Origin of the sequence: Ilumatobacter nonamiensis YM16-303 (genome assembly GCF_000350145.1) — a bacterium.
GTDB classification, from domain to species: domain Bacteria; phylum Actinomycetota; class Acidimicrobiia; order Acidimicrobiales; family Ilumatobacteraceae; genus Ilumatobacter_A; species Ilumatobacter_A nonamiensis.
Genome location: NZ_BAOL01000172.1, coordinates 1 through 16,453, shown reverse-complemented (window position 1 = coordinate 16,453; position 16,453 = coordinate 1). Strand labels below are relative to the sequence as shown.

At 67.9% G+C, this 16,453-nt stretch carries 16 protein-coding genes; 2 read left to right on the top strand and 14 right to left on the bottom strand.

Going from position 1 to position 16,453, the window contains the following annotated elements; translation table 11 throughout:
• The 5 genes from ON45_RS15230 to ON45_RS15210 all read right to left on the bottom strand — a co-directional run.
• The coding region (locus tag ON45_RS15230) for an ATP-binding cassette domain-containing protein (protein ID WP_040494855.1) at positions 1 to 440 on the bottom strand (440 nt) is incomplete at its 3' end.
• A gap of 15 nt (positions 441 to 455) precedes the next feature.
• Positions 456 to 1,292 (bottom strand): hypothetical protein, encoded by an 837-nt coding sequence (locus ON45_RS15225; RefSeq protein WP_051063149.1) that lies wholly within the window; start codon positions 1,290 to 1,292, stop codon positions 456 to 458.
• The gene (locus ON45_RS15220; RefSeq protein ID WP_040494854.1) at positions 1,292 to 4,198 is read right to left on the bottom strand and encodes an ATP-dependent DNA helicase UvrD2; all 2,907 of its coding nucleotides are present in this window, start codon (positions 4,196 to 4,198) and stop codon (positions 1,292 to 1,294) included. Before ON45_RS15220 ends, ON45_RS15225 begins: the two co-directional genes overlap by 1 nt.
• A gap of 92 nt (positions 4,199 to 4,290) precedes the next feature.
• A complete protein-coding gene (locus tag ON45_RS15215) occupies positions 4,291 to 4,587 on the bottom strand; it encodes a hypothetical protein (RefSeq protein ID WP_040494853.1) in 297 nt (98 codons plus the stop codon).
• A gap of 217 nt (positions 4,588 to 4,804) precedes the next feature.
• Positions 4,805 to 7,081 carry a molybdopterin-dependent oxidoreductase gene (locus ON45_RS15210; RefSeq protein ID WP_040494852.1) on the bottom strand — a complete coding sequence of 759 codons (2,277 nt, stop codon included), beginning with the start codon at positions 7,079 to 7,081 and terminating at the stop codon, positions 4,805 to 4,807.
• Between the two features lie 36 nt (positions 7,082 to 7,117).
• On the opposite strand from ON45_RS15210, the gene ON45_RS15205 reads away from it, so the two are divergent.
• Positions 7,118 to 7,840 (top strand): dihydrofolate reductase family protein, encoded by a 723-nt coding sequence (locus ON45_RS15205; RefSeq protein ID WP_051063148.1) that lies wholly within the window; start codon positions 7,118 to 7,120, stop codon positions 7,838 to 7,840.
• Here ON45_RS15205 and nrdR read toward each other — a convergent pair.
• Together nrdR and ON45_RS15195 are read right to left on the bottom strand one after the other, a co-directional pair.
• Positions 7,800 to 8,273 (bottom strand): transcriptional regulator NrdR, encoded by a 474-nt coding sequence (gene nrdR, locus ON45_RS15200; protein WP_040494851.1) that lies wholly within the window; start codon positions 8,271 to 8,273, stop codon positions 7,800 to 7,802. The genes ON45_RS15205 and nrdR overlap by 41 nt on opposite strands.
• 32 nt (positions 8,274 to 8,305) lie before the next feature.
• Positions 8,306 to 8,734, bottom strand: a complete 429-nt coding sequence (locus ON45_RS15195; protein WP_040494850.1) for a LysM peptidoglycan-binding domain-containing protein — start codon at positions 8,732 to 8,734, stop codon at positions 8,306 to 8,308.
• A gap of 177 nt (positions 8,735 to 8,911) precedes the next feature.
• Here ON45_RS15195 and lexA point away from each other — a divergent pair, with 177 nt between their 5' ends.
• Positions 8,912 to 9,541: a transcriptional repressor LexA gene (lexA, locus tag ON45_RS15190; RefSeq protein ID WP_040494849.1), complete on the top strand. Its 630-nt coding sequence runs from the start codon at positions 8,912 to 8,914 to the stop codon at positions 9,539 to 9,541.
• A 48-nt stretch (positions 9,542 to 9,589) separates the two neighbouring features.
• Here lexA and ON45_RS23150 read toward each other — a convergent pair whose 3' ends face one another.
• The 7 genes from ON45_RS23150 to miaB are packed head-to-tail and all read right to left on the bottom strand — an operon-like array spanning position 9,590 to position 16,451.
• Positions 9,590 to 10,555 (bottom strand): hypothetical protein, encoded by a 966-nt coding sequence (locus tag ON45_RS23150; protein ID WP_040494848.1) that lies wholly within the window; start codon positions 10,553 to 10,555, stop codon positions 9,590 to 9,592.
• A 1-nt stretch (position 10,556) separates the two neighbouring features.
• Positions 10,557 to 11,675, bottom strand: coding sequence for an aminotransferase class I/II-fold pyridoxal phosphate-dependent enzyme (locus ON45_RS15180; RefSeq protein WP_040494847.1), 1,119 nt, complete (start codon positions 11,673 to 11,675; stop codon positions 10,557 to 10,559).
• A complete protein-coding gene (gene hflX / locus ON45_RS15175) occupies positions 11,672 to 12,991 on the bottom strand; it encodes a GTPase HflX (protein WP_051063147.1) in 1,320 nt (439 codons plus the stop codon). The genes ON45_RS15180 and hflX overlap by 4 nt, the downstream gene beginning before the upstream one ends.
• Positions 12,988 to 13,803, bottom strand: coding sequence for a diaminopimelate epimerase (gene dapF, locus ON45_RS15170; RefSeq protein ID WP_051063146.1), 816 nt, complete (start codon positions 13,801 to 13,803; stop codon positions 12,988 to 12,990). The genes hflX and dapF overlap by 4 nt, the downstream gene beginning before the upstream one ends.
• Positions 13,800 to 14,720, bottom strand: a complete 921-nt coding sequence (gene miaA / locus ON45_RS15165; protein WP_241432218.1) for a tRNA (adenosine(37)-N6)-dimethylallyltransferase MiaA — start codon at positions 14,718 to 14,720, stop codon at positions 13,800 to 13,802. Before miaA ends, dapF begins: the two co-directional genes overlap by 4 nt.
• Positions 14,707 to 15,021, bottom strand: a complete 315-nt coding sequence (locus ON45_RS15160; RefSeq protein WP_040494846.1) for a chorismate mutase — start codon at positions 15,019 to 15,021, stop codon at positions 14,707 to 14,709. Before ON45_RS15160 ends, miaA begins: the two co-directional genes overlap by 14 nt.
• 2 nt (positions 15,022 to 15,023) lie before the next feature.
• On the bottom strand, positions 15,024 to 16,451 hold the full coding sequence (gene miaB / locus ON45_RS15155) for a tRNA (N6-isopentenyl adenosine(37)-C2)-methylthiotransferase MiaB (RefSeq protein ID WP_051063145.1): 1,428 nt from the start codon (positions 16,449 to 16,451) through the stop codon (positions 15,024 to 15,026).
• Between the last annotated feature and the right edge of the window lie 2 nt (positions 16,452 to 16,453).

Here is a 16,453-nt window from a genome sequence, read left to right as displayed (position 1 = left end):
GTCCGCGCGATCTGCACCAGTTGTTGCTCGCCGACCGACAGGCTGGACGGGCTCCGCCGCAGGATGTGCTCGATGTGCATTGCTCGTGCCTCGGCACTCACCCGTTCGTGGATCTCGTCCGCTGTCTGCCGGCGCAGTTCGAGCGGGAACTCGACGTTGCGCTGCACATTGCGGTGTGGGAGCAGCGCGGACGTCTGGAAGACCATCCCGATGTCGCGCTGGGCGGCGTCGAGACGCGCGACGTCGTGACCGTCGAACGTGATGAACCCGCCGGACGGCTTCACGAGCCCCGCGATGGCACGCAGCAGCGTCGTCTTTCCGGTTCCGGACGGGCCGACGACCGCTGCGAACGTGCCGTCGGCCAGGTCGAGCGAGACGCGATCGAGGATCGGCTGGCGGCCGAGGACCACGGACAGGTCGGACAGCGCGACGGAGGCCATGCTCTGGTCAGTCTCTCACGCGCCGATGATCCACCCCTCCTCGCCGGCGACGATCCGACGCTCATCGGACGGGAGGGCCGGCAGCGAAAGCGAGAACGATCGCCCGGCCAGCCGCTGTGCTGTCTCGACGACCTGGACTTCGTCCCGGATCCGTCCCGGAGGCACGGACACAGGGTGGAGTGACGGCCAGACCTCGGCGATCACGACGTCTGCCGTGGGATCGTCTCCCGTGAACGGCCAGACGTCGACGGTTCGCCCGGCTGCGACGAGCACTCGCTCCAATCGGGTGAGGCGCGGGATGCCGAGCAGGCTCTGGCTGCCCACGCTGCCGGCACCGAGCAACTGCCACGACGAGAACGGGCGCAGTGCGCGACGGCGGAGTTCGCGCTCGACGAGACGCCATTCGGGGAGGGGCGTCGGAGCGACCTTCGTGGGCGTCAGCGTTGTGGTCGCCCGGCTCGGCGGACAGCCCCAGAACGGTCCGGGCCCCGGACCGAGCCGTGCATTCAGTTCCGCGGCGACCTCGAACCGATTGTTGGCGTTGTCATCGGCGTCGTCGATCATCGCGGTGAGCAACCCCCAGGTCGCACGCCACCCAGAACCGGTGAGGCCGAGCGCGTGCGCGGTCCCGGCGGGACAGCCGAGCGAGAAGTCGACACCGACCAGCACCCGGCCAGATCGTCGACAGCACTCCTCGATCTCGGCCGACGCCTGTGCACGGGTGGCCGGATTCGCGGTGGAGACTCCGGTGCCGTCGAGGACCGCGATCCAGATCGAGTCACGACCCCGGGTGGGGCGCGAGTTCGCACTCCAATCGACGACGACCACCCGCTCGAACGGCGCGGTCGCCATCAGATCAGGGTCGTGATCAACTCGACGAACGAGTCGCCGTACTTGTCCAGCTTCGCCGGGCCGACGCCCGAGATCCGCGAGAGTTCCTGTTTCGTGGTCGGAGCCGTTCGGGCGATCGCCGCGAGCGTCTTGTTGTCGAACACGACGTACGCGGGTTTCCCGGCGGCGAGCTCGGTCCGCAGCGTCTTGAGCCGGTCGAATCGCGCCGCAGCATCCGCGTCGAGGTCGTTCGTCGGATCGGCCTTCTTCGGCTTCTTCGCGCTCGCCGACGTCGCCGGAGCGGGCCGGTGCGACGACACGACTCGCTCCGGCTTCGGTTCCTCGGTCAGATCCTCGACGAATGGGCTGGGATCGGGTCCGGGAACGATCGTCACGTGTGCGCTCGCACGCGTGATCGCCACGTGGAACAGCCGTCGTTCCTCCTCGACGTCCTCGGCCAGGCGATGCGGATACTGCTCGGCATCGGCGTGGTGGACCACGACGTGCGGCCACTCCTGACCCTTCACGCGGTGGACCGTGGACAGCACGACGCCGTCGGCCGAGCGGTGGGTTGCCAGGCGGGATCGCAGCCACGAGTCGAACGTCGCCGCATCGTCGTGGAGGGCGGCGAGGTGGCGCACGGCCGTGAGGTCGTCACCCTGGGCCGAACGGTTCATCCCGCGACGCGTCGCATCGAGTCCGGACACGGAGCCGGCGAGTCCGATCTCGTCGATCAGGGTCAACACGAGGTCAGAGGTCGGGGCTCCGCCCTGGGCCATCTTCTGCAGTGTCTGGATGTCGGCCGCGAACTCCATCAGCCGGTCGGCGTCACGCTCGTTGTTGAGCCGCCCCGCGAGCTTGAACAGGTCGACGACCGAACCCTGCTCGGAGATCCACGACGTGATGCGCGGGTGGAACGAACGCGACGGACGACGGAGCGCTTCGCCCAGATCGGCGGGCAGGAACCTGCTGCGTTCGTCGGTCAGGGCGAGTCGTATCCACGCCAACACGCTGCGCACCGACGTGCGATCGAGGAACTCGAGACCGACGCCGCCGGCGATCAGGATCCCCTCGCCGACCAACGCGACCTGAACCGGTGCGAGGACGGCGTTGACCCTCGTCAGCACTGCGACCTCCGACGGTGCGGCACCGGCGGCGAGCGCCTCGCGCACGGCCCTCGCCGTGGCATCGACCGGGTCGACGGAAGCCGCCACCGACCACCCGCCCGGATCGGTGGACGCCGCGCGGATCACCTTCGAGACTCGCCGCCGATTGTGCCGCAGCAGGCGGTCGGCAATGTCGACGATCCCGCCAGGACACCGATAGTTGACCTCCAACGGATGGGCCCCCGCATTCGGGAACAGGTCACCGAAGTCGATCAGCCAGCCGGGATCGGCGCCGTTGTACCCGTAGATCGTCTGGTCGTCGTCGCCGACGCCGAACACCGCGCCACCGGGCGCGGCGAGCAGTCGGATCAACAGGAGGTGTGCAGGTGTGAGGTCCTGGAACTCGTCGACGAGCATCGTGCGACACGCCCGCTGCGCGGTCCGACGTGCGGCTGGATCGGACAGCAAGATCATCAGCGCCCGGTAGATCTGGTCGTCGAAGTCGACCTGGTGGCGGCGCTCGAGTGCCGCACGGTACGTGGGCCAGAAGGCGGCAAAGCCCTCGACGTCCCCCTCGTACCGGGTTTCGACTTCGTCCGGAGCGACCAGACCGAGCCGCACCAGGCTGAGTGCCTCGATCCAGGGAGCGACCGGGTCACTGTTGCGACGCTTCGGGAACGAGACGAGATCGCCGATCAACCGGCGTACGTCGACCTCGTTGATCGTCCGCCACGACGTCGGCTGCGGCGCGAACGGCGCGGTTCCGTTGACGATCGCCAGACCGATCGCGTTCAGTGTGCGTACGTGCAGGCCGGACAGGTCCGGAGTGCGTTCACGCATCTCCTCCTGTGCCCGCTTGTTGAAGGCGACCAGGCTGACCGCGCTCGCGGGGAGGTTCCAGTTCGTGAGCAGATGCCGAGCGCGCTCCGTGAGCACGCGGGTCTTTCCGGACCCGGCGGGTGCGATGATGCGCGCGGCGCCGCCCGGGTGCGTGACGGCAGCCAACTGATCGGGGGCGAGGTCGGCGTCGGAGCGGTTCGTCGTGGCGATCGCCGGTCGGCCGTGCTCGATCGTGACGGCATGCACGACCGGAACACCGTCGATCGGCTCCACGAATCGCAGCGGACCGGCGTCGATCCACGCCGCAGTGCCGTCGGCCAGCACGACGTCACCGCCGTTCTCCGGGTCGACCGGCTGAAGCCCCGCTGCGACGGCGCGGTCGAGTGCATCCCACGTCGGAACGGCTCCCCGGAGGTCGACCGTGTTCGACCAGAGCAGGTGATGCAGTTCGTCGCCGACGAACTCGAAGTCGGCTCCGACCTCGAAAGGTGCGGCCTCGGTCATCAGCATCGGCGTGCGCGCGACGCCGAAACGTCGGTCAAGGTCGAACGCCGGATGCACCTCGATCACGAGGCGGCGGCCCGTTGCCGCCGCGACACGGAGTGCATCGAGGGTCGACGTCGCCCGCAACGACTGCTCGTCGATCGTCAGTCGGTCGGCATCAGCCCATTCTTTCGGTACGTCATCGCCCGCACCGATGACCGCGTGCCGACCCAGCCGATCCGGTCCCGAATGCGCGGCGGCGACTCCACGCTCGACGTCGACCGCCGGCGCCGCTCGCGCGACCGGTCGGGCCCGACTCGCAGCCTCGACCGGCGGCGATGGCGGCGGCGGTGGCGGTGCGTTGTCGGGCGGGTCGCCCGGATCGGGTGTCGGATCGTCGCCGAGTGGGAGTTCCTGCTCGCCGTGCTCGGTCCAGCACGCCCGCACGTCGGCGGGCCGATCGTGCTCACCCCCGCAGTACGCACACGCGATCGCCATGGCCGCAACCTACCGAACGAGCACCGACACCGCACACACGTTCGATCGACCGAGCGAGAATGTCCGTCGGTGACCGTCACCGACGAGCATTCTCACCAGAGGGTGGACACGCGGTCGCCGACTTCGGGGATGCCGTAGGTGACGCAGAGGCCGGCGCCGTTCACGATGAGCATCGCCGCGATCAACCCGACCACGATCCCCGCCCGGCGACGTCGGTACGGGCCACTGCTGGACATCCGCGCCGGCATGTACCAGTCGGGCAACAGGCCGACGGCGGAGCCATCCACCCCGAACGGTTCGGCGTCGGCATCGATCTCGACGTCGTCGGGATCGGTCGCGAGCGCGAGTGCTGTCAGCTCGGCATCGGTGAATTCACTCGACCGCTCCATCCACCGACCGTACCTCGGCAGAGAACAGCGCCGACCGCGGCGTACATCGCAGGTTCAGGGCGCTTCCTCGAGAGGATTCCCCAAGCAGCCGCGTGCCCGCCGCAGGTCGGCAACGGCAAGTCAAACTACGGGTGAACGCCTGTGGGGAGGAAGAGGGACAACCCTGTGAATTGCGGTGTGGATTGTGCCCGGTTCGCTGTGGAAGCTGTGGACAGATTCAGGCGGGTTCGAGGTCCACCGGAATCCCGTTGAGAACGGACGTTCCCGACAGCGGATCCATGGAGCGGTCATCGGACAAGACGTTCGAGTTGACGCCGGCGTGCTCGGCGGCGATCCGCATTCTCGCGCCGGGAAGATCGTGCCCCCAGCCGTGCGGAAGGCTCACGACACCCGGACGGATCGAGTCGGTCACCTCGACCGGAGCGACGACGTGTCCGACCCGCGAGGTCACTCGCGCCGCTCCCCCATGTGCGAGGCCGAGCGCAACCGCGTCGTCCGGATGAACCTGCAGCGTGCAGCGCGGAGCGCCCTTCACCAGCACGTTGATGTTGTGCATCCACGAGTTGTTGCTGCGCAGGTGGCGGCGGCCCACGAGGACCAGCGAGCGATCGTCGAGCTCGGGAATCGCCGCAGCGAGTCGGTCGAGGTCGTCGAGGAACACGTCGGGGGCGAGTTCGACCACGCCCGACGGCGTCCGGAGAATCTCGGGGAGTCTCGGCACCAGCGCACCGAAGTCCCGTCCGTGAGGATTCTCGAGCAGATCGTCGAGCGATGTCCCGTCCGGGTCGGCGCCGAACCCGTCCCCGAACGGTCCCGTCCGCAGCATGAAGTCGACCATCCGGTCAGGACCGCGTCGGCCCGACGCGTCCAGCGCGGAACGCAGTTCGTCTGCATCCCGCCCGTAGACGTTCGAGTTCTCGTCCTTCACCGCACTGCCGATCAGTCCGTCGATCGCGAGATCGTCGACCAGCGCCGGATCGGCGTCTGCGCCCATTCCCTGCGCGATGAGCGACAGACGAGCGATGACCTCCCATTCGTCGATCTCACCGTCACCGAGCGGGAGCACCGGGGGCGAGTAGTTCGCGACGTTGCGCACGGCGAACTGCAGGAGCAGGACGTCGTAGTGGGCACGCTGCAGCTGTGACGGCACCGGCAGGATCACGTCTGCGTGGCGCGTGGTCTCGTTCAGGTACATGTCGATCGACACCATGAACTCGAGATCGTCGAGGGCATCGGCCAACTGGTCACTGTTCGGCGTGGACAGGACCGGGTTCCCGGCGAGCGTGACGAGCCCTCGGACCTGGCCATCGCCCGGCGTGGTGATCTCTTCCGCGAGGCAGTTCACCGGGTACTCGCCCATCACCTCGGGGTGACCGCTCACCCGAGACTGTCCACGACCGACACGGAAACCCTTTCCGGAACCCCGACGTCCGCGAGTCGTCGCTCCGCCGGCAACGGGTGTCGCGAACATCGAACCCCCCGGGCGATCCAGATTGCCCGACAGTGTGTTGACGACGTCCACGAGCCACGAAGCGGTGGAGCCGAACTCGGTCGTGGTGGTCCCGATCCGGCCGTAGACCGCGGCCGTGGGCGCCGCCGCGAGCTCGCGGGCCATCGATCGAATCGTGTCGGCATCGACTCCGGTCGACGCCGCGACCGCCTCCGGAGCGAACGCGTCGAGCGCGGCACCGAGCCGATCGAGGCCCGCGATGTGTTCGCGGACGTGGTCGCCGACGTCGGCCAGACCTTCGGCGAGCAACACGTGAGCGATCGCCGCGAGCAGCAGGGCGTCGGTCCCGGGCCGGATGCTGACCCATTGGTCGGCCTGCTCGGCGGTTCGCGACCGACGGGGGTCGACGACGACCACCTTTCCGCCGCGCTCCTGGATCGCCTCGATCCGTCCCGGGAAATCGGGAGCGGTGCACACCGATCCGTTCGACGCGTACGGGTTCGCCCCGAGGATGACCAGGTGATCGGTCCGGTCGAGGTCGGGCACCGGGATCGCCACGGGCGAGCCGAACACGTGACCCGCCGCAACGTGACGCGGCATCTGATCGACGGTCGAGGCGCTGAATCGGACCCGTGTGCCGAGACCGGTCAGCAGGGCTCGGGAGAACGTCATTGCGGACAGGCTGTGGGCCGTCGGGTTGCCGATGTAGGCAGCGAGCGACTGTCGGCCGTGACGCTCGATGAGATCGGGCAGACGCGCCGCGATCTCGGCCCATGCCTCATCCCACGAGACCTCGACATGCTCGCCGTCGCGTTTGATCATCGGCGCGCGCAATCGGTCCGGGTCGTCGTGCAGTTGCTTGAGCGTCGATCCCTTCGGACAGATGAACCCATGGGAGAACACGTCGTCCATGTCGCCGCGAATCCGCTGGACCCGCTCCCTGCCGTCGTCGTCGCGTCCCACGGTGATCTCGAGGCCGCACCCGGCCTCGCACAGCGGACACGTGCGAAACGCCGTTCGGTCATCGGTCCTCACATCGGTCATGGTCCGATGTAATCAGATCTGTCAGCCTGGGTCACGATGCACGTCCCCCTTCGCCGTGTCCTGCCGGCCGCCGACTCGACCGAGATCGACCTCGCCGACGCCTACGCCGCGCCTCTGGGCAGTCACGAGGATCGTCCATGGGTCGGATTGTGCATGGTCGCCTCGATCGACGGCTCGACGGTCGTCGATGGCGTCTCGGCGGGACTGTCGAGCCCGAACGACTCCGGGGTGCTCATCCAACTGCGGTCGATCGCCGACGTAATCGTGGTCGGGGCCGGCACCGTTCGCGGTGAGGGCTATGGCGTGCCGAAGCGGCCCGGTCAGCGCATCGGTGTCGTCACGAACAGCGGATCGATCGATCCGACGACGGCGCTGTTCGAGTCCGGCGCCGGGTTCCTGATCTCGTCGGAAGCGACCGAACTCGACAGTCGGATCGAACGTGACCTGGACGTCATTCGGGTCGGGGCGCGCTCCGTCGACCTCCGCGGCGCATTCGCCCACATCCCGCAGCTGTGCCCCGACGTAAGTTTCATCCAGGTGGAAGGTGGTGCGACGCTCAACGCGGCGATCGCCGCTGCAGATCTGTTCGACGAACTGAACGTGACCACCTCGCCCGCGACCGTCGGCGGCAGTGGACCCCGGCTGTTCCACGGTGGTGTCGACCACACGCGACGCTACGAGCTCGCCCAGATGCTGGTCGACGACGAGTCGTTCGTGTTCAGTCGATGGGCGAGGCGCGAGGCGCCGACTTCTCCATGAGTTCGAGCTCGCGGTGGAAGTCGGCGGCGGCATCGAAGTGCTTGTACACGCTGGCGAACCGGAGATAGCTCACGTCATCGACCGTGCGCAGTTCCTCGAGCACCGTCAGCCCCACCACCGCGGTCGAGACCTCGGTGCCGTTCAACCGGACGACATCTTCGACCCGCGTGGCCATCTGCTCCAGCAGTTCATCGGTGACGCCTCGGCCCTTGGTGGCTGCGGTGAGCCCGGCGACCACTTTGGAACGGTTGAACGGCTCGACCTCGCCCGACGACTTGACGACGGTGAGCGGAGCGTGATCGACCCGCTCGAAGGTGGTGAAACGATGAGAGCAGGCTGCGCACTGACGGCGACGGCGGATCGCCGTGCCCTCCTCGGCGACGCGGGAGTCGACCACGCGGCTCTCGTCGGCTCGACACGCGGGGCATTGCACGGCCCCGAGCGTACCGTCGCCGATCGGCGGGATCAGGGCAACGCGATCGCCTGACCGACGATGATGGTGGTCGAGCCGTTGAGCGCGATGAGCGCCCGCACGTACCGGTCGCGTTCGACCTCGCCGCGGTACTGGTTGGCGATCGACCACAGCGAATCACCCGGCTGGGCGACGTGCGCGGCAGCTGCGGTCTCGGCCGCCGGTGGAACATCGTCGGCGAAGGCAGGATCGCCGCCGAAGCTCACCAGCACCGCGTCGAGAGCCGACGCCAGCACGAGAACCGCAGCCACCGCTGCGACGACCACACCCAACCGTCGAACCACGTAGTTCGGCGACGACCGAACGACGCGGACCGAACGGTCGGGCCGCTCGATGCGCCGGAAGTGGCTGGCAGGCCCACCCCGGAGCGTCGAGGAGCTGCGATGGTCGAATGTGAGTGGTGCGGTGGTCGAATGATTCACGGATGTCTCCCCAACAGAGATGTGCGCGGTGTTCGACCGGAGCGGCCAAATGCAACGTGTGTTCGATAGTCAACACCGAAACGAACAGTCATGTCAACCGGTGCGACAACCTTTTTCGAACACCTGTTGGCGGTACAGGTGTTTGACTCCGAGCCGTCTCCGCCGTATTCTGTTCGTATGGCTCCCAAGATCAGCAAGCGGCAGCGGTCGATTCTCGACTTCATCGAACAGCAGATGCGCGACCGCGGCTTTCCCCCGTCGGTGCGCGAGATCGGCGATGCCGTGGGGCTCACGTCGCCGTCCACGGTGCACAGCCACCTCAACACGCTGCAACGACTCGGCTACCTCCGGCGCGATCCGGACAAGCCCCGCGCGATCGAGGTGCGCTTCGACCCGAACAGCGGTGCCGTCATGGACCGTCGGCCGGCCCGTTTCGTCCCCCTCGTCGGCGACGTCGCCGCGGGGACCGACGTGCTCGCGGAGGAGAACGTGGAGGAACTCCTCCCGGTACCGGTCGACTTCGCCGGCGATGGCGAACTGTTCATGCTGAGGGTCCGTGGCGAGTCGATGATCGACGTCGGCATCCTCGACGGGGACTACGTGGTCGCCACCCAGGTCGACCATCCGAACAACGGCGACATCGTCGTTGCCGGAATTCCCGGTGGCGAGGCCACGGTGAAGACCTACGAGCGCTCGGGGGCCACCGTCACGCTCGTTCCCGCGAACCCCACGATGGAACCGATGAACTTCCGCGCTGACGAGGTCGAGCTGTACGGCAAGGTCGTCACCGTGATGCGCAAGTACTGAGCCGAACCCCGCCGGAACCGCCGCCTCCGGAGTCCCACGCGCGGAGTCTCACTCGGGCGGAGGCATCGGACGGCGATCGTCGGCCGACGGCTGATCCGGCCGCTCCCGTGTGACCGCATCGTCATCGTCCGTCGACCGTGGCGGCGCCGGAGTGAGATCGGGTTCGCCAGGGATTCGCGTCGTCGCCGGGGATCCCGCTGGTGGAACAGGGGGTGACGGCGGCTGCCACTGCGGTGCACCTTCACGATGCGGTCTCGGCGGTGGTGGCGGCTGGATCGGAGGGCCCGGCGCATACGGGTTCTGTCCGGCGGGTGGCGGACCTTGAGGCTGGCCGTACACCGGCGGCCCCACCGGCGGCTGCTGGGGCACGGTCGTTCCCGGTTGCCACGAGGGAGGCGCGGGAGCCCATCCGGTCGCGGCGGAGGATGCGGGAGCACGGCGACGCAGTCCCAACACGATCAGGACGACCCCCACCAGCAAGCCGACGAGCGCAGCGATGACCCCACCGGCCCGGAGCGTCGTCACCCCGTCGGACGGGTCGCGACCGATGGCAACGGCGAAGAACGCGTCGTCGGACGACTCGACGCGGACGACGTGATCTGCGGCGTCGGCAACATCGATGCGGAACGCGACCCTGCCCACGAAACCGTTCTCGTCGTAGTTCGCCTCGGATCCGTCGACCGGGGCGAGTTCGACGGCCTGACCGGCGGGATCGACGATCGCGATGTCCGGCGCCGCGCGAGCAGCACTGACGTCGTACTCCCCCGTGGCCCCGCAGTCGCCATCCACCTCGTCCAACTCGCCTTCGCTCTCGATGAACACCAGGTACTCGCCACGTTCGACGAAGTCGAGGGTCGTGTCGCATCCGACCGGCGCGCGTGCGAGGTCTGCGATGGCGTCGTTCCGTCGATTCGTGCCACCGATCCACAGGGCGACGCCGGCGACGAGACCAGCGACGATCAGCAGCGCGCCGGCGACGATGAGCGGCCGACCACGGCCCGAACCTCCAGCCACGTCAGCCGTCCGCGCAATACTTCAGTCGGTCGACGACCACATCGATCTGCTCATCGGGTTGCACCACTGCGACCCGAACATATCCGGCACCGTCCGGTCCGTAGAACTCACCGGGGCTCACCAGCGCTCCCCCGTCGTGAGCGAGCCGCCGGGTCAGTTCCCATCCATCGTCGGTTGCCATCCAGAGATAGAACGCCCCGTCGGGCATCGGCACCTCGCGGCCGGACCACGACGAGAGCACATCGGCCAGCCGTTCGAGGCGCTGGCGATATCGGTCTCGCTGCAACGTGACGTGCTGGTCGTCGTCGAGCGCGACAGCGGCCGCCGCTTGGACCGGCCCGGGCACCATCAGCCCGGCGTGCTTGCGGACTTCTCGGAGGTAGTGGACGATCTCCCGATCACCGGCGTAGAAGCCGGCGCGGGCACCCGCGAAGTTCGACCGCTTCGACAGCGAGTGCACGGCCACCACACCGTCGTGACCGTGCTCGAGGATCGTGCGACCGCGATCGGACCAGGTGAACTCGATGTAGCACTCGTCGGAGAAGACAGGGACGCCGTGCGTTCGGCCCCATTCGGCGACCGCTCCGAGGTCGTCGAGACCCCCGGTCGGGTTCGCTGGGCTGTTCACCCACAAGAGGAGCGCCCGCTCGACGTCGTCGGAGTCGACCGACGTCAGGTCGATTCCGCCCGCTGGGTCAGCGGCAACCGGTACCGCCCGCAATCCGGCCAGCGTGGCGCCCATCTCGTAGCTCGGATACGCGATCGACGGATACAGCACCGTGTCGCGGTCGGGGTTCCGCAGCCCCATGAACTGCGGGAGCAACGCCACGAACTCCTTCGAACCGACGGTCGCACCGATCTGCGACGGGTCGAGCTCGACGCCGCACCGTCGGGCGAACCAACGCTGGATCGCCGCGTGGTACTCGGGTGTCCCGACACTCGGCGGATACGCGCGCTCGGCTCCGCTCGACGACAACGCCTTCACCACCGATTCCGGCGGCGGATCGAACGGCGTCCCGATCGACAGGTCGACGATCGAGTCGTGCCGCTCCAGGATCTCCGCCTTGAGCGTGTTCAGCCGGTCGTACGGATACGGAGGCGGGACGAAACCGGTGGTCACGTGCCCTCCGCGTCGACGATGAACTCCCCGAGTCGCCCGGCCGACGGATCGGACAGGCGCGCCCGCAGGGTCCATTCGGTCTCACCGTCGTTCACGGAGACGACCTCACCCTCGCGATGGGCGGCGGCCAACACGTCGCCACGGTCGTACGGGATGACCAGTTCGTACACCGTCGCCAGCGACCTCAACCGGTCGCCGAGCACCCGGAGGAACCCGTCGATGCCCTCTCCCGTGACCGCGCTCAGCGCGACCGCTCCCGGATGATCGGCGACGATCTCCTTCGCGACGCCCGGGGCGAGGTCGGCCTTGTTGATGACGAGCAACTCGGGCACGTCGCTCGCAGCGATCTCTCGGAGCACCTCGTGCACCGCCGCGATCTGCCCCTCGGGATCGGGAGCGCTCGCATCGACGACGTGGACCAGGTAGTCGGCTCGCGCCGCGACCTCCAGCGTGCCCTTGAAGGACTCGACGAGACCGTGGGGCAACCGACTGATGAATCCGACCGTGTCGGTGAGCAGCACCGGCTCGCCGCCGGGGAGTGCGAGCCGACGGGTCGTCGGATCGAGCGTGGCGAACAGCCGGTCCTCGCTGAGCACTCCGGAATCGGTCAGGCGGTTCAGCAGGGTCGACTTGCCGGCGTTCGTGTATCCGACGATCGCCACCGAGGCCAGTCCGCTGCGCTGACGACCCTGCCGCTGCAGCGCACGGGTGTCGGCGAGTGAATCGAGCTCGCGTTCGAGCTTGTTGATCCGCTTCATGATCCGCCGTCGGTCGGTCTCGATCTTCGTCTCACCCGAGCCGAAACGAGCGCCCACGCCACCGCGCTGCTGGGACAGTTTTGCCTTCGCACCGCGCCGGAGTCGGGGGAGCCGGTAGCGCAACAGGGCCAACTCGACCTGCGCCTTGCCCTCCATCGTGTGGGCGTTCTGGCCGAAGATGTCGAGGATCACCGCGGTGCGATCGATCGCCGTGCGGCCGAGCAGCTTCTCGAGGTTGAACTGCTGCGCCGGGGCGAGTTCGTTGTCGAACACCACCGTGTCGGCGTCGACGGCGAGGCAGAGTTCCTTCAGTTCCTCGGCCTTGCCCTTCCCCAGGTACCAGGTGTGATCGGGTGCGTCACGGCGTTGGATCAGCCGGGCCACTTCATCGGCTCCCGCGGTGTCGACGAGCAGTGCCATCTCGTCGAGGCTCGCATCGACCGCTTCGTCGGTGTCGCCGGGCAGTGCGACCGCGACGAGCACGATCTTCTCCCGGATCGTGCGGTCGATCAGCGTCCCGGCGAGTGCCTCGTTGTACGGGTTGTTCGGTTCGCTCACGGAGTCCCGATCTCGATCGTTGCGACGAAGGTCGCCGGCCCGGTGAGGATGGCCTGTGTCGGTTCGTCGGCGGTCAGCGCCACGGTTGCCGTGCCGCCGTCCATGTGGACCACGACCTCGGGCTCACTCGGGGTGACGAGGCCCCACGACCGTGCGGCGAACGCCGCTGCACATGCGCCGGTCCCACAGGCGGCCGTGATTCCGGCTCCGCGCTCGTGGACCCGCATGGTGATCGCATTCGTCTCCGGACCCGGTTCGATGATCTCGAGGTTCACCTGCGGGACCTTCGATCCGAGATCGGCGAGGTCGACGACGGCCACTTCGTCGACTCCGACGACCGAGTGCGGATTGCCCATCGACAGGTGCGCGACCGGTCGATCCGGGTGGCATCCGAGCGTTCCCCAACCGTCGGGTTCGGTGAGCGCGGTGACCGGTCCCATCTCGACCTGCGCGTTGATCACACCGGGATCGTCGGTGGCGGCGAGGGTCACCACCTTGTCCCCCGCGTCGGTGAGGATCAGTTGCGGACCGAGATCGCCCCGTCGCTCGGCGACGGCCTGGGCGAAGCATCGGATCCCGTTGCCGCTCATCTCCGCTACCGAGCCGTCAGCGTTGAACAGCGTCATCTTCGCCGCGTAACCGTCGGCGCTCGTGGCGACGAGGAGACCGTCGGCACCGATGCCGGTACGACGGTCGCACCACTCGACGGCGAGTCGGGCCAGATCATCCGCGGCAGTCTCGCCGTCATCGTCGAACAGCACCAGGAAGTCGTTGCCGAGTCCATGGTGTTTGGTGAGTGATCGACGGGTCATGCGTGCAGGGCGTGGATCACGGCCGGAGCGACTTCGGCGACGGGGTCATGATCGACATCGATCCACTGTACGCGTGGATCGCGGCGGAACCATCGCTCCTGGCGGACGGCGAACTGGCGGGTGCGGGTGATGATCGTCTCGATCGCTTCATCCTTGCCGATCCGACCATCGAGGTATGCCACGATTTCCTTGTATCCGAGCGCCTGACCGGCCGACCGGGAGAATCCGGCGGCCATCAGTTCGCGCACCTCGTCGATCAGACCCGCGTCGATCATCGCGGCGACCCGGCGCTCGATCCGCTCCGCGATCACGGGACGTGGTCGACGAAGTCCGATCTGGGTGACCGGTGTCGGCGGATAGGCGTCGACACCCGGGCCGAAGTCGCTGAACGGACGTCCCGAGCCGAGCGTGACCTCGAGTGCCCGCACGACGCGGCGACGGTTCTCGGGCTCCATCTTGCCGGCGGCTGCAGGGTCGAGGGTTGCCAGGCGGGCGTGGAGCCCGACGGTGTCCGGTTCGGCCTCCAGCTCCGCCCGCACCTCGGGAAACTCACCCGGCAACTCGAAGTCGTCGATCACGACCCGGTGGTAGAGCCCCGTCCCACCGACGAGCAGCGCCCGATGTGAGCGTGATCGGGCGTGATCGATTGCGGCGCGGTACGCCGGCTGGAAGTCGCCGACCGTGAACTCGTCGGTCGGCGCGACCAGGTTGATGCAGTGGTGCACGACCTCGGCGCGCTCGGCAGCGGTCGGCTTCGCGGTGCCGATGTCCATCCCGCGGTAGACCTGCATGCTGTCGACCGAGACGAGCTCGACGTCGCCCAGTTCACGGGCAACCGCCATCGCGACGTCGGACTTTCCCGATGCGGTCGAGCCGACGATCGCGACTCGGATCGGGCCGGTGTCAGAGATGTTCACCTTCGGCGATGCGCTGATGGTGGTGGATCACCTCGGCCACGATGAACCGGAGGAACTTCTCGGTGAACGCGGGGTCGAGCCCCGAGTCCTCCGCCAGCGACCGGAGGCGGGCCAGTTGGATCTCCTCGCGGCCGGGATCCGCCGGCGCGAGCTGCGCGTCCTTCTTGTACCGGCCGACCGCCTTGGTGATCTTGAACCGCTCGGCCAGGAGATGGACCAGGGCCGCATCGATGTTGTCGATGCTCGACCGGTACTCGGCCAGGCGTTCGTCGTGCTGCTGCTCGACCGGGTTCTGCTCCATGTTCACAGCGATGCTACGGGAATCCGCACCGTGTGGCGGGCGTCGGCCACGTGCTCGACGAAGTCGCCGATCAGATGGTGCGGCGCGGCGCGGGTGACCTCGACACGGGCGTAACTCCCGGCGCGCATCGGACGTGGCGCCACGAAGTGCACGAGCTTGTTCTGCCGGGTTCGTCCGGACGTGACGGTTGGATCCTTCTTCGACGGCCCTTCCACCAGGACCTCCTCGATGCGACCGACACGCGCCTGGTGCTTGGCGATCGCCGAACGCTCGACGACGACCCGCAGGCGTTCGAATCGCTCACTCGCCACGGCGGGATCGACGAACTCGGCGTCCATCTCGGCCGCCTCGGTGCCCGGGCGTGGCGAGAAGATGAAGGTGTAGGCGTAGTCGTATTCGGCCGCAGCGGCGACTTCGAGCGTGCGTTCGAAGTCGTCGTCGGTCTCACCGGGGAACCCGACGATGATGTCCGTGGAGACGGCAAGGTCGGGGATCGCACGGCGGGCATCGACGAGGCGTTCGAGATACCGCTCGGCGGTGTAGCCGCGGTGCATCAGCGCGAGGACCCGGTCGCTGCCCGACTGCAACGGATAGTGGAGGTGCTCACACACGGCAGCCGTCTCGGCCATCGCGGCGAAGGTCTCCGGTCGCATGTCCTTCGGATGGGGGCTGGTGTAGCGAACCCGTCGGATTCCGTCGACCGCTCCGACGTCACGCAGGAGGTCAGCGAACAGCGGCCGGAGCCGGGCCGACTCGTCGCCGGCCTGACGAGCAGCCAGTTGGAGGTCGCGTCCGTAGCTGTTGACGTTCTGTCCGAGCAGGGTCACCTCGGTGACGCCGTCGGCAGCGAGTTGCTCGACCTCGGCGACGATGTCGGCGTACGGGCGACTCATCTCCTCGCCGCGGACGGCGGGAACGATGCAGAACGCGCAGTTGTTGTCGCAGCCGATCTGGATGGTGACCCAACTGTTGTAGCTCTTCTCGCGGCGGACCGGGAGCGCCGAGGGGAACATCGCGTGGTCGTCGATGACGGCCGCCTCGAGGATCTCGGTGATCGGAACGTCGGACGATTTCGACGCTTCGAGCAGCTCGGCAGCGCGATGGACGTTGTGCGTCCCCATGACGACATCGACGTGGCCGGCGCGTTCGGCGACACGGCCCTGGTCCTTCTGTGCGAGGCATCCCGACACGACGATCTGACGACCGTCTTTCTTCGCCTTCCAGGTCTTGAGGTGGCCGAGGTTGCCGTAGAGCTTGTTGTCGGCGTTCTCACGGATGCAGCAAGTGTTGAGGACCACGACGTCGGCGTCGGAGTCCGAGTCGGCCCGGACCAGACCGTCGGCCTCGAGCAGCCCGGCGATCCGTTCGGAGTCGTGCTCGTTCATCTGGCAGCCGTACGTGTGCACGACATAGCTGCGCTGCTCGGACATGA

Coding starts and splice junctions, on each gene's coding strand:
- ON45_RS15220 (WP_040494854.1), bottom strand. CDS start 4,198: ATGGCGATCGCGTGTGCGTACTGCGGGGGTGAGCACGATCGGCCCGCC.
- ON45_RS15160 (WP_040494846.1), bottom strand. CDS start 15,021: ATGGAGCAGAACCCGGTCGAGCAGCAGCACGACGAACGCCTGGCCGAG.
- ON45_RS15205 (WP_051063148.1), top strand. CDS start 7,118: ATGCACGTCCCCCTTCGCCGTGTCCTGCCGGCCGCCGACTCGACCGAG.
- lexA (WP_040494849.1), top strand. CDS start 8,912: ATGGCTCCCAAGATCAGCAAGCGGCAGCGGTCGATTCTCGACTTCATC.
- ON45_RS15225 (WP_051063149.1), bottom strand. CDS start 1,292: ATGGCGACCGCGCCGTTCGAGCGGGTGGTCGTCGTCGATTGGAGTGCG.
- ON45_RS15210 (WP_040494852.1), bottom strand. CDS start 7,081: ATGACCGATGTGAGGACCGATGACCGAACGGCGTTTCGCACGTGTCCG.
- miaB (WP_051063145.1), bottom strand. CDS start 16,451: ATGTCCGAGCAGCGCAGCTATGTCGTGCACACGTACGGCTGCCAGATG.
- dapF (WP_051063146.1), bottom strand. CDS start 13,803: ATGACCCGTCGATCACTCACCAAACACCATGGACTCGGCAACGACTTC.
- ON45_RS15215 (WP_040494853.1), bottom strand. CDS start 4,587: ATGGAGCGGTCGAGTGAATTCACCGATGCCGAGCTGACAGCACTCGCG.